This is a genomic window from Rhizobium terrae, assembly GCF_003425685.1.
Lineage (GTDB): Bacteria > Pseudomonadota > Alphaproteobacteria > Rhizobiales > Rhizobiaceae > Neorhizobium > Neorhizobium terrae.
This window is the reverse complement of sequence record NZ_QJKM01000004.1, coordinates 314138-326297: the sequence shown is the minus strand read 5'-3', so window position 1 is coordinate 326297 and position 12160 is coordinate 314138. Positions and strand designations below refer to the sequence as shown.

Below are 12160 nucleotides of genomic sequence, written 5' to 3'. Positions count from 1 at the left end.
CAGTCGCCGGGCGAATCGATACAACTCCATGATTAGGCGGGAACAATTCCGGCAAGAGAAGGGCGGGGGGAGAAAAAAGATGGCTCCATCCCTTGATGCCGATGGCTTTTCACCTTTCTGCCCCAGCCTCCTGTCCCAAAACCGGTGCCCACTTTGGGGGACGCTGGATGATCGGAGAGCCCGCGCAAATGCGGAGCCTCATTTAAGTTCAGTTAGGTGGCTCCGCATTCGCGTGGCCTTCGGCGTCTTGTCGGGGCTTCCAGCCCCTACAGATGAAAACCTCGCCTCGCTGCATGGCTTCGTTCGCGGTCTCCTTTCGGGAAACCTTGCCACTTGGACGGCTCAACCGAATCCGGCCCGGCGGCCAGGGGGAGGCTTGATAGGGTTCGGGTTGCCCCTGGCCCATGGCTTTCACCTCTTCCACCATCCCCGCACGTTACGGTTCCGATAGAAGCGCCGGCCCCCGCCTGCCCGCGAACGTCTCGCGAAACACTCCGGCGACGGAAGCGGGAGGATTGTAGGCAGAAGCCGGGAGGACGTGGAAAATCAGGAGCGAATATTTTTCGTTGTGCCGCAGAAATTTGGAACACTTCTGTTGTGGCGATTCCGATTACGTATTGTGGATTTGAAAATCGCGACTGTTGACCGCCAAGTCCTAAAATCAGAGGTTGAAGTCCGGGGCGAATCATGCGGCAGTTTGCTGCCGCGCTTTTATGGGTATGGGGCTTTCATGAATTCCTTTTTCATCGGGCTTGCGGCTCGGTTTTTGAGCCTGCTGCTCGTTTCCAGCATGATATTTGTTTCATTTGGGTCAGTGGCAAATGCTCGATTTATTTCGCCGGATACCTGGGACCCAACGGCGCCCGGTGTAGGGACAAATCGATACGCCTACTCCGAAAATGATCCTGTCAACAAAAGTGATCCAAGTGGCCACTCCGTAAGCCCCGACGTCTCTGATTATGGAAGTGAGGGCACAGACGGAAGCGGGAATGACAGCGCCGTTGAACAGTCTGAGCAATCAAAGGCGGTTACGGAAACAGCCGACACACGCGTAAACGACCGTGATAAAAAGGAACAGGAACCGGCGTCTACCCCAGTGGCGACTATGGCGGATCCGCCCGGTTCCAAAAAGTTCGACTTGGTGGGGCCTTTTGGCGGCGGAGGGAGTGGAAGTCGTGCAGGTGGCGGAGGTAGGAGCAGCGCTCCGGCATCAATCGCAGCACCTCGCACTATCCAGGAACCTAATATAAGCGAGAAGTACCAAAGGCCTAGCAACGCTACTTCAAAATCTCAACGAGAATCTGTACAGGGGAAGCCGTGTGTAGATTGTGGCACGACCGCAAAACGTCAAATTGCAGATCATAAAGAACCCTTAGTCAAAGAATACTATCGAACTGGAACAATCGATCAGAAGAATATGAAGTCTCTCGATGCTGTTCAGCCTCAATGCCCGGAATGTTCTTCTAGGCAAGGTGGCTTTCTAAGAGGTTTTTCGACGGAAATGAAACGCGTTTTTGGGCTCGATTGATGATGGATGAAATCCAAAGAGAGTTTTGTAAATCACATGGTATAGGCTTTTTGCCTCCAGAGGCGGATAGTATATTAGGCGTATCATTGAATGTTAAAACAGATATTCTTCCAATAAATGGGCTGAGGCATTTACCAAGTCGCGGGACAAGTGGGTGGTATATCTGGGCTGGTGATGATTTCTCACCGGAAGACGATAGTTTTTTCCAGCCTTTGCATTATTCTCATATTTCTATGTGGAATCCTCTCGTAATAAAATATTTGGCTTTACCTCCTGGGTGGAGATTTTTGACAGACGGATCATATGAAGATATTTGGTTCGACAAAGAATTACTTATAGAGTAGATAAAATACGCTCATCTATCTCTTCCTCGTTCTCTCTTGGTCTGAGCGCTCCCCTTTCCGAGCAACCTGTCGCGTTGCATGGGCGTGAACCGTGGCGGGCTGGCGTTCGTATCTTACCGTTCCAACTGACCTCGCGTTCCCGCTGCTGCGGCCGAGAGCTGTCGCCCTTTTGAACCGTTCCCACACCACATCGAACCTCGTCCTTTTGAGCGCGATCCATGCGCCGAAACGGTGGAGGTTGCGGGCGACGATTTCGCGCTAGAGATTGCCGCGCTCGGTCTGCTCGCCGTGGTGTTCCAGCGCCATGGCGATCTGCCCGATCTATAGTTACGCCACATCCCAAATCAGCTTGGGAGGTAGTGTACCCAAGTCCCCGGTGTCATGGTGAAATTTGCCGCCGAATTCGTGTTCTTTGAAACCAGCATTGCCGTCACCGACACCCACAAACAAAAACCCCCTCCCTTGCGGGAGGAGGCCATAACTTATCGATGGCCGCCCGAAGGCGGCCTCCGTAATCCTCAGATCAGCTTCGAGAACGCCACGGCCGTGTCGGCCATGCGGTTCGAGAAACCCCATTCGTTGTCGTACCAGGTGAGGATGCGAACGAAATTGCCTTCGAGCACCTTGGTCTGGTCGATCGCGAAGATCGAGGAATGGCTGTCGTGGTTGAAGTCGCGGGAGACGAGCGGTTCTTCGGTGTAGCCGAGGATGCCCTTCAGCGCGCCGTTCGAGGCGGACTTGATGGCTTCGTTGATTTCGGCGACCGTGGTTGCCCGCTTGGCGACGAACTTGAAATCGACGACCGAGACGTTCGGGGTCGGAACGCGGATCGAGGTGCCGTCGAGCTTGCCCTTGAGGTGCGGCAGGACGAGGCCGACGGCCTTGGCAGCACCGGTCGAGGTCGGGATCATCGACAGCGCCGCAGCGCGGGCGCGGTAGAGGTCCTTGTGCATCGTGTCGAGCGTCGGCTGGTCGCCGGTGTAGGAGTGGATCGTGGTCATGAAGCCATGGTCGATGCCGACGGCGTCGTCGAGGACCTTGACGACCGGAACCAGGCAGTTGGTGGTGCAGGACGCGTTGGAGATGACCAGGTGTTCGCGGGTCAGCTTGTCGTGGTTGACGCCGAAGACGACGGTCAGATCGGCGCCGTCGGCAGGCGCCGAGACGATGACGCGCTTGGCGCCGGCCGTCAGGTGGGCGGCGGCCTTGTCGCGGGCGGTGAAGATGCCGGTGCATTCGAGCGCGATATCGACGCCGAGTTCGCCGTGCGGCAGGGTCGCCGGATCCTTGATCGCGGTCACCTTGATCGGCTTGCCGCCGGCAACCATGATCGTGTCGCCCTCGACCTTCACATCGGCCGGGAACTTGCCGTGGATGGAATCGTAGCGAAGCAGGTGGGCATTGGTCTCGACCGGGCCGAGGTCGTTGATGGCGACGACCTCGATGTCGGTGCGGCCGGATTCGACGATAGCGCGCAGAACGTTGCGGCCGATGCGGCCAAAGCCGTTGATGGCAACTTTCACAGTCATGTCATTCTCCCGAAAATGTGCGGTCTGTCTTGGCGGGGCGCGCTTAACGCGCCCCTTTCATGGTCGGTCTTTGCTCAGGCGAGCTGTTTTTCGGCTGCGGCGACAACTGCTTCCGCGGTGATGCCGAAGTGCTTGAAGAGTTCCTTGGCCGGGCCGGAGGCGCCGAAGGACTTCATGCCGATGAAGGTGCCGTTCGGCCCGATGAAGTGATCCCAGCCTTCGCGCACCGCCGCTTCGACGGCGATCTTGACCGGCGAATTGCCGATGACCGCGGTCTGGTAGGATTCCGGCTGGTCGAAGAAGAGTTCGACGCAGGGGACGGAAACGACGCGGGTGGCGATGCCCTTGGCGTCGAGCAGACCTTGCGCCTTCAGCGCCAGTTCGACTTCCGAACCCGACGCGAAGATCGTCACCTTGGCGTCGGCCGCCGAGACGAGTTCGTAGGCGCCCTGGGCGCAGAGGTTCTTTTCCTCGTAGGTCTTGCGGGCCGGCGTCAGGTTCTGGCGGGTGAGCGCGAGGCCCGACGGGCGATGCTTTTCCTTGAGCGCCAGCTGCCAGCACTCGGCCGTCTCGGTCTCGTCGGCCGGGCGGAAGAGGAGCAGGTTGGGGATGGCGCGGAGCGCCGCCAGATGTTCGACCGGCTGGTGGGTCGGGCCGTCTTCGCCGACGCCGATGGAATCATGCGTCCAGACATGCACGACGCGGATGCCCATCAGGGCCGCGAGGCGCACGGAGGGGCGGCAATAATCCGAGAAGATCAGGAAGCCGCCGGAATAGGGGATCAGGCCGCCATGCAGCGCGATGCCGTTGATGGCAGCGGCGGTCGCATGTTCGCGGATGCCCCAGTGCATGTAGCGGCCTGAGAAATCGGTCGGGGTGATCGACTTCATCTGGCTGGTCTTGGTGTTGTTCGACGGCGTCAGGTCGGCCGAGCCGCCGATCGTTTCCGGAAGCAGGCCGTTGATGACTTCGAGCGCGTCCTCGGAGGCCTTGCGGGTGGCGACGGTCGGGTTGTTCTCGGCGATCTTCTTCTTGAAGGCATCGATGGCGCTGTCGAAATTGCCCGGCAGGTCGCCGGCGAAACGGCGCACGAACTCCGCCTTCTTATCGGAGGCGGCGAGGCGGTCTTCCCAGTCCTTGCGGGTCTTGGTGGAGCGCAGGCCGGCAAGGCGCCAGGCATCGAGGACGTCGGCCGGAACGGTGAAGGCTTCCGCCTCCCAGTTCAGGTGCTTGCGGGCGGCGGCGATTTCGTCGGCGCCGAGCGGATTGCCGTGGACCTTGTGGGTGCCCTGCTTGTTGGGGGCGCCGAAGCCGATGATCGTCTTGCAGGCGATGAAGGTCGGGCGGTCGGACTTCTGGGCGGCTTCGATCGCGGCCGAGATCTGCTCGACGTCATGGCCGTCGACCTCGATCGTGTTCCAGTGGGCGGCCTTGAAGCGCATCACCTGATCGGTCGAATCCGACAGCGAGACGGCGCCGTCGATGGTGATCTTGTTGTCGTCCCAGAAGAGGACGAGCTTGTTGAGCTTCAGGTGGCCGGCCAGCGCGATCGCCTCCTGGCTGATGCCCTCCATCAGGCAGCCGTCGCCGCACAGCACGTAGGTATGGTGGTTCTGCAGGTCGGAACCGAATTCCTCTTCCAGCTTGCGTTCGGCGATCGCCATGCCGACGGCATTGGCAATGCCCTGGCCGAGCGGGCCGGTGGTGGTCTCGATGCCGGACGCATGGCCGTATTCCGGATGGCCGGCGGTCTTGGAACCGAGCTGGCGGAACTGCTTGATGTCCTCGATCGTCATATCCTCGTATCCGGTGAGATAGAGGAGCGAATAAAGCAGCATGGAACCGTGGCCGGCCGACAGCACGAAACGGTCGCGGTCCGGCCAGAGCGGGTTCTTCGGGTCGAATTTCAGGTAGCGGGTGAAGAGCACGGTCGCGATGTCGGCAGCGCCCATCGGCAGGCCGGGATGGCCGGAATTGGCCTTCTCTACAGCATCCATGGCAAGGAATCGGATCGCGTTCGCCATCCGGTTATGTTTGTCGAGAGAGATCATGGCTAATCCGCTTTTTCCGGGTGTCGGTCTCGGTCCTCGCGGGACCACCGGACGTGGGCCCACGGACCGTCGAGGAGCGGGTGATCCTTAGCAGGTGCAACGCCTGTGTCAACAAAAGCGCGCCCGTAACAACGGACGTGTGACGAAGTTTCCCGCAGTCTGCCTGAAATATGGACGCCGATCCCGGCCGGATCCCTCGGGGGCGAAATATCGGCGGAAACATAGTAGACGATCCACAGTTTAGGGCATGTCGGGAGGGGTTGGGTTGATTGACCGGCCCGCGGCCCGTGAATAGTCTGCTGCCCTTGTTGAAAGGGTGTACCGGACCGATTCGGCCGCCCTGATGTCAACGGGAAGTGCTATCGGCAGGAAGGCTCGGATGCCGGCGGAAAAAACGATCGACATGGCGATTTCGCAGCTCAGAGCAGCCGTCGGCGGCCTCGAGAGTGCCGTCGATGCGCGCATCGAGCGCCAGCGCGAGAGCAACGAAGCGGAGAACGAGGTGCGGCGGGTGCATGCCGACCGGGCCCGCCTGGCACAGGAACTCGACCAGTCGCAATTCCGCGCCAATCGGCTGGAAGAAGTGAACCGAGAAGTCTCCCGGCGGCTGGTGACGGCGATGGAAACCATCCGCGCCGTACTGGATCGATGAGGCGCCGGGAGACAAAGGGAACGCCATGGCCCAGGTAACGGTGACGATCGACGGCAAGGCCTACAGGATGGCCTGCGAGGAGGGGCAGGAAGGGCACCTGACCGAGCTCGCCGGCCGTTTCGACCGTTATGTCGGACATTTGAAGAGCCAGTTCGGCGAAATCGGCGATCTGAGGATCACCGTCATGGCCGGCATTATGATCATGGATGAATTATCGGAACTGACCCGTAAGATCGGTCTCCTCGAAGCGGAGGTCACGTCGCTGAAATCGAATCGCGACGGCGCGCTCCAGAGCCAGCAGCACAGCGAACAGCAGGTCGCTTCGGCGCTCAGCGAACTGGCGGCGCGGCTCGAAAACCTGACGGCCAGGCTGAACGGCCGGACGCCGGCATCCGTCAACTGACAGCCGCGCCTGTTTTCTATCGGGAAAAGCGTTCGGCGCCACTGGCGCGAATTGCGGTTCACCCTTATATTGGTGCTGCGGTCTGCGCCTCTCGACAGGAACCACAATCCCTGGGGCCATACTCGATCCAAAGGGAGCTGTCCCTGTCCAGGCCCGTGGGCTTGGACACACGGTGCCCACCTACGTTTGTAGGCGCCCAGGATCGTAAATCTCCATCGGTTGCCGTGGATCGCGCTTTTCTCCACTCTCCTTGGAACGATCTCTCGACCTTTGCGGCAATGGCGGTCCCAAGCGGCGAATTCACAACCGCCAGGCGGCGGGCCGATCCTGCAATCCCTTCGTTTCAAGTGAATTCCATTTCGAGTGTCGGCGACGAGGCGCTGGCGCGCCATGCGCGCGATCACGGAGGGACGCGATCAGACCGGCTTCGAGGCGGAGCCAACCATTCCGCAGACCGCGCACCATGCGGCGCTTGACAATGGCGGCCATGCCACCAAGTTCATGCCTTCCTGTTTCGTATTCCCTCGCCAGCCGGTTTCATGCGCTTCTTCCAGACGACCTTTGCCCGATCTTCCCTGCTCATGCTGCTCATCGGCGGCGCCGTCATGATCGGGATCGTGCTGTCTTCCTTCTTTCTGACGTCCAGCACCAAGGCCTATTTCCAGGACGTCGTGAAGCTGCGCGACGTCAGAAGTGCCGCCGCCGACATGGTCCTTTATCTGCGGGCCGCCGAATCCGGCCAGCGCGGATACCTTGTCACTCAAGACCAGGAATTTCTCACTCCTTATATCAACGCCATGTCGGCCCTGCCCAAGGCGCGGGACCGTTTCAAGGCGGCCGTTTCAGCACAGGGTTCCGTCGATGTCCCGATGGCGGAGCTGGACCGATTGCTGGACGAGAAGTCGCAGGAGATGGAGGGTACCGTCGGTCTCGGCAAGAAGGGCGATTTCACCGGCGCGGTGGCCATCGTCAAGAGCGCCTACGGCCGGCAGATCATGGAAGGCATCACGGCGCACCTCGGAAAGGTGATCCGGGACATGGACAGCCGGATCGGTTCCGGCATCGAGGAACTGAACGAGTCCGCCTCTTCGCTGCAATGGATCATGATTGGCGGCGGACTGATGATCATCCTGGTCACCGGCGGGGCATTGCTGATCGTCGGACAGCATGTGCGGGAACTGCAGCGGGCGCGCACGGAGGTGGAAGAACTGAATGCCGGGCTCGAAGAGCGCGTCACCGAGCGCACCGAGGACCTCATCCAGGCGAACCGCGAGATCCAGCGTTATGCCTATATCGTCTCCCACGACCTGCGCGCGCCTCTGGTCAACATCATGGGCTTCACGAGCGAACTCGATGCGACACTGAAATCGATCAGCGCGTATGTGCTAGCCGACGGCGAGCAGCTTTCCGAAACGGAGGTTCGGGACGCGCGGCTTGCGGTCGAGGAGGACCTGCCGGAGGCGATCGCCTTCATCCGCTCCTCGACCAGGAAGATGGACGGGCTGATCAACGCCATCCTGAAGATCTCTCGGGACGGCAGGCGCGAACTGAAGCCGGAGAAGATCGATCTCGGGGAACTGCTGGATGCTACCGCCGCCAGCATCTATCATCAGGTCAATGAAGCGGGCGGAGAGATCAATATTTCGGTCGGCCAGGCTCGCGGCCTTATTACCGACCGATTTTCGTTGGAACAGATTTTCGGTAATCTCTTCGACAACGCGGTCAAGTACAAACATCCCGAACGGCCGCTGAACCTTTCGGTCAGGGCTACACCGTTGGGTCGCGGGGCAATCCGCATAGAAGTGGCCGACAACGGCCGGGGCATCGCTCCGGAGGATCACGAGAGGGTTTTCGAGCTTTTCCGCCGCTCGGGCGTTCAGGACCAGCAAGGCGAGGGCATCGGTCTTGCGCATGTCAGATCATTAGTTAGAAATTTAGGCGGTGAAATTACGGTGACCTCCACTCTGGGCGGCGGAGCGACGTTCATCATCCGGTTGCCCTCGGATTTGTCCCAATATGTCAGGAGGCACGGGTCATGAAAGCTGCCGGCAAGGAAGTCACCATCGTCATGATCGAGGACGACGAGGGCCACGCCCGTCTCATCGAGAAGAATGTCCGCCGCGCCGGCGTTAACAACGAGATCATTCCCTTCGCCAACGGCAATTCGGCTCTCGACTACATTCTTGGCCCGGACCGGACCGGCAACGTCAACCACGACCGTTATCTGCTGATCCTGCTCGACCTCAATCTTCCCGACATGTCGGGTATCGACATCCTCGAGAAGGTGAAGTCCAACCCGCACTCCAAGCGTCTGCCGGTGGTCATCCTCACGACGACAGACGACGAGCGCGAGATCCAGCGCTGCTATGATCTCGGCGCCAACGTCTATATCACCAAGCCGGTGGACTACGACAGCTTTGCACATGCCATCAGACAGCTTGGGCTGTTCTTTGCCGTGATGCAGATACCCGGACAATAACGAGACGCGATGCCGCAAACCATACTCTATGTCGATGACGACCTTGCGCTTGCCCGACTGGCTGAACGCCATTTCGGGCGGGCTGGCTATCAGGTCGTCCATGCCGTCGATGCGACATCGGCAATGGACGCGGTGGAAAAAGGCGGCGTTGACGCGATCGTTCTCGATCACTACCTGAAGACCGAGACCGGGCTCGACATTCTTCATAAGCTGAAGGATCAGGGCTCGGTCATACCCGTCATTTACGTTACTGGTTCCAGCGACGCGACGATCGCGATCGACGCGCTGAAGAGCGGTGCGTCCGACTACGTCATCAAGACCGTCGGCGAGGAATTCTGGCCGCTGATGGAGAGCGCGATCGCGCAAGGCATCGCCAATGCCGAATTGCGCCGCGCCAAGGAGAAGGCAGAACAGGAGATTCGCCTCGGCAAGGAGCGCGCCGAGGTTCTGCTCGCGGAGGTCAACCATCGCGTCGCCAACAGTCTGGCGCTGGTCGCCGCGCTCATCCGACTGCAGGCATCGAGCAGCAGGAACGACGACGTGAAAGCGGCGCTTTCCGAGACGCAGGCGCGGATCACCGCGATCGCCGGCATGCATCGCAGCCTATACACGTCGGACGACGTGCGGCATGTGGAGATGGACAAATATCTCGGCACGCTGGTGCGTGAGGTTCAGGGCTCCGTCAACGACCAGCAAGGCCCGTCGATCCGGCTTGACGCCGAGCCGCTGTCGCTGACATCGGACCGCGCCGTCTCGGTCGGCATGATCGTCACGGAACTTCTGACCAATGCGCTGAAATACGCCTATCCGGCCGGAACGGAGGGCGAGGTGAGGGTGCTCCTCAAACGCCAGGGCGAGGGCAGCGCGCTCCTCGCCGTCGAGGACGACGGGATCGGCTGGCGCGAGGGGGACGCCCCCAAGGGCACCGGGCTCGGCAGCCGCATCGTCAAGTCGATGGCGGCCACGCTCGGCTCGAACATTCACTACGTCCCTTCGCCGTCGGGCACCCGGGCCGAGCTGACGGTCAGCCTGCACTAAAGATCCGCGCCGTTCGTGCGCCGTTTCTGCAACAGTTGCCGTTGCTGATTTTGTTCCCACCATTGCAATGACCGGGTGACGACCCTATGATTCGCCTGGGCAAGTGAAGGTGCATAGCTCCGAGAACCGGTTTCCGGTTTTCCGAGCTGTGCTCGAAACCTTGCCGGCGAAGCGCTTCCGGCGCGATCGCGTCGAGGCCCGCCGCTGTCAAAGGCGGCATGTCCGTTTCGTGTGCAGGAATATTGTCCTAGCTTATGAGCCCCTTTTGTTAACCGAAATTCTCATCGTCATTGCACTCACCGTCCTGAACGGTGTCCTTGCAATGTCGGAACTCGCCGTCGTCTCTTCCCGCCCGGTTCGCCTCAAGGTGATGGCCGAACAGGGCAACCGGGGCGCGGCGACCGCTCTGCGGCTGGCGGAGGATCCCGGCCGATTCCTGTCCTCGGTCCAGATCGGCATCACGCTCGTCGGCGTGCTGTCCGGCGCTTTTTCGGGCGCCACGCTCGGCACGCGGCTGACCGTCTGGCTGGAAGCGCAGGGCATGGCGGACAATCTGGCCGACTGGCTGGGCGTGGGCACGGTCGTCGTGATCATCACCTATCTGTCGCTGATCATCGGCGAACTGGTGCCCAAGCAGATCGCGCTGCGTGCGCCGGAGGCGGTGGCCGCCCGCGTCGCGCCTTCCATGAGGCTGCTTGCGATGATCGGCGCGCCGATCGTCTGGTTCCTCGATATTTCCGGCCGCCTCGTCCTCAGCGTGCTCGGCCAGAAAGGGGAATCCGGTGACCGGGTTACCGACGAGGAGATCCGCACCGTGCTTGCCGAAGCCCAGAGCGCTGGCGTCATCGAGACGGAGGAATCGGCGATGATTTCCGGGGTCATGCGGCTTGCCGACCGTACCGCCCGGGGCCTGATGACGCCGCGGCGCGACGTCGAGGTGATCGACATCGAAGACGACCTCAACGAAATTCGCGAGCAGCTTCGCGCCACGCCGCGCTCGCGCCTGCCGGTGCGCAACGGCAGTTCGGACGAAATCCTCGGCGTGCTGTTCGTCAAGGATGCCTATGATTTTATCGCCGGCGACAGGAGCTTCGACATCCGCTCAATGATGCGGGAAGCACCCGTCGTATCCGACCTGACCGGCGCGATGGACGTGATCCAGGCGCTGCGGCGGGCGCAGGCGCATATGGTCCTCGTTTACGACGAATACGGCCATTTCGAAGGCATCATCACCTCCGGCGACATTCTGGAGGCGATTACCGGCGTCTTCCAGGAGGACGAGGAGGAAGAGCCGGCGATCGTGCCGCGCGACGACGGTTCGTTTCTGATCGCCGGGTGGATGCCGGTCGACGAATTCGCCGAGCAGATGGGCATTCCGGTCGGCGAGGACCCCGGTTTCGAGACGGTTGCCGGCTTCGTCCTGGACGAGCTGAAGCACCTGCCGGAACTTGGCGAGAGCTTTACCAGCCACGGCTGGACGTTCGAAGTGGTCGACCTGGACGGCCGCCGCATCGACAAGCTCATCGTCAGCCGTGCGGCGGAAAAGGCGTAATGAGCACTGCGTGGCTGAAGGCGGAACTGCGCGCCGGGCGGCTTGCTGCCCGCGACGCGATCCCGCCGGTCGAGCGCATCGAAAAGAGCCTGGCGATTGCCGCGCACGGCGCCGATGCCATCGCGTTCGAGGCCGGCGCCGTCGTCTCCGGCTTCCTGCCGATCCGCTCGGAAGTCGATACGCGGCCGCTGATGGCTCATCTCAGAGACCGCAGCGCGCGGCTCTGCGTGCCGGTCATCCTCGACAAGGTGACCATCGTCTTCCGCGAACTGATCCGTGGTGCGGAACTGGTGCCGGGCACGTTCGGGACGTTCGGGCCGGGACCCGAGGCGGCCGAATTCGATCCGGACGTCATGCTGGTGCCGCTCTCCGCCTTCGACGCCGCCGGCCACCGGATCGGCTATGGCGGGGGCTATTACGACCGGGCCATTCACCGTCTCCACGAAAAAGGCCTGAAACCGAAGCTCATCGGCATTGCCTTCGACTGCCAGGAAGTGGCATCTGTGCCCGCTGAACCTCACGACATCAGACTTGACGCGGTCCTGACCGAGAGCGGCTACCGGCCCTTTCCAGACGCCGCGTAG

General features: G+C 61.1%; 11 protein-coding genes and 1 other RNA gene. 10 read left to right on the top strand and 2 right to left on the bottom strand.

Annotation, left to right across the window (positions count from 1 at the left end; translation table 11 throughout):
* The first annotated feature begins 538 nt into the window (after window positions 1-538).
* The gene (locus DMO26_RS34120; protein WP_205421192.1) at window positions 539-1528 is read left to right on the top strand and encodes an RHS repeat-associated core domain-containing protein; all 990 of its coding nucleotides are present in this window, start codon (window positions 539-541) and stop codon (window positions 1526-1528) included.
* Window positions 1528-1872 (top strand): immunity protein Imm33 domain-containing protein, encoded by a 345-nt coding sequence (locus DMO26_RS33625; protein ID WP_162894782.1) that lies wholly within the window; start codon window positions 1528-1530, stop codon window positions 1870-1872. Before DMO26_RS34120 ends, DMO26_RS33625 begins: the two co-directional genes overlap by 1 nt.
* Before the next feature lie 518 nt (window positions 1873-2390).
* Here the strand turns inward: DMO26_RS33625 and gap are convergent.
* Together gap and tkt are read right to left on the bottom strand one after the other, a co-directional pair.
* Window positions 2391-3401: a type I glyceraldehyde-3-phosphate dehydrogenase gene (gene gap, locus DMO26_RS09545; protein WP_117191818.1), complete on the bottom strand. Its 1011-nt coding sequence runs from the start codon at window positions 3399-3401 to the stop codon at window positions 2391-2393.
* A gap of 74 nt (window positions 3402-3475) precedes the next feature.
* Entirely contained in the window at window positions 3476-5452 is a 1977-nt protein-coding gene (tkt, locus tag DMO26_RS09540) for a transketolase (RefSeq protein ID WP_117191817.1), read from the bottom strand.
* Window positions 5453-5831: 379 nt separating this feature from the next.
* On the opposite strand from tkt, the gene DMO26_RS09535 reads away from it, so the two are divergent.
* From DMO26_RS09535 to DMO26_RS09500, 8 genes are all read left to right on the top strand, one after another.
* Window positions 5832-6104 (top strand): DUF4164 domain-containing protein, encoded by a 273-nt coding sequence (locus DMO26_RS09535; RefSeq protein ID WP_117191816.1) that lies wholly within the window; start codon window positions 5832-5834, stop codon window positions 6102-6104.
* Between the two features lie 25 nt (window positions 6105-6129).
* Entirely contained in the window at window positions 6130-6507 is a 378-nt protein-coding gene (locus DMO26_RS09530) for a cell division protein ZapA (RefSeq protein ID WP_117191815.1), read from the top strand.
* Window positions 6508-6583: 76 nt separating this feature from the next.
* A non-coding RNA gene (gene ssrS / locus DMO26_RS09525) (6S RNA) lies at window positions 6584-6742 on the top strand.
* A 304-nt stretch (window positions 6743-7046) separates the two neighbouring features.
* The gene (locus DMO26_RS09520; RefSeq protein ID WP_117191814.1) at window positions 7047-8546 is read left to right on the top strand and encodes a sensor histidine kinase; all 1500 of its coding nucleotides are present in this window, start codon (window positions 7047-7049) and stop codon (window positions 8544-8546) included.
* Window positions 8543-8986: a response regulator gene (locus DMO26_RS09515; RefSeq protein ID WP_117191813.1), complete on the top strand. Its 444-nt coding sequence runs from the start codon at window positions 8543-8545 to the stop codon at window positions 8984-8986. Before DMO26_RS09520 ends, DMO26_RS09515 begins: the two co-directional genes overlap by 4 nt.
* 9 nt (window positions 8987-8995) lie before the next feature.
* A complete protein-coding gene (locus DMO26_RS09510) occupies window positions 8996-10024 on the top strand; it encodes a sensor histidine kinase (RefSeq protein WP_117191812.1) in 1029 nt (342 codons plus the stop codon).
* 265 nt (window positions 10025-10289) lie between these two features.
* Window positions 10290-11576, top strand: a complete 1287-nt coding sequence (locus DMO26_RS09505; protein ID WP_117191941.1) for a hemolysin family protein — start codon at window positions 10290-10292, stop codon at window positions 11574-11576.
* Complete coding sequence (locus DMO26_RS09500) at window positions 11576-12160, top strand: 5-formyltetrahydrofolate cyclo-ligase (RefSeq protein ID WP_117191811.1); 585 nt, start codon at window positions 11576-11578, stop codon at window positions 12158-12160. The genes DMO26_RS09505 and DMO26_RS09500 overlap by 1 nt, the downstream gene beginning before the upstream one ends.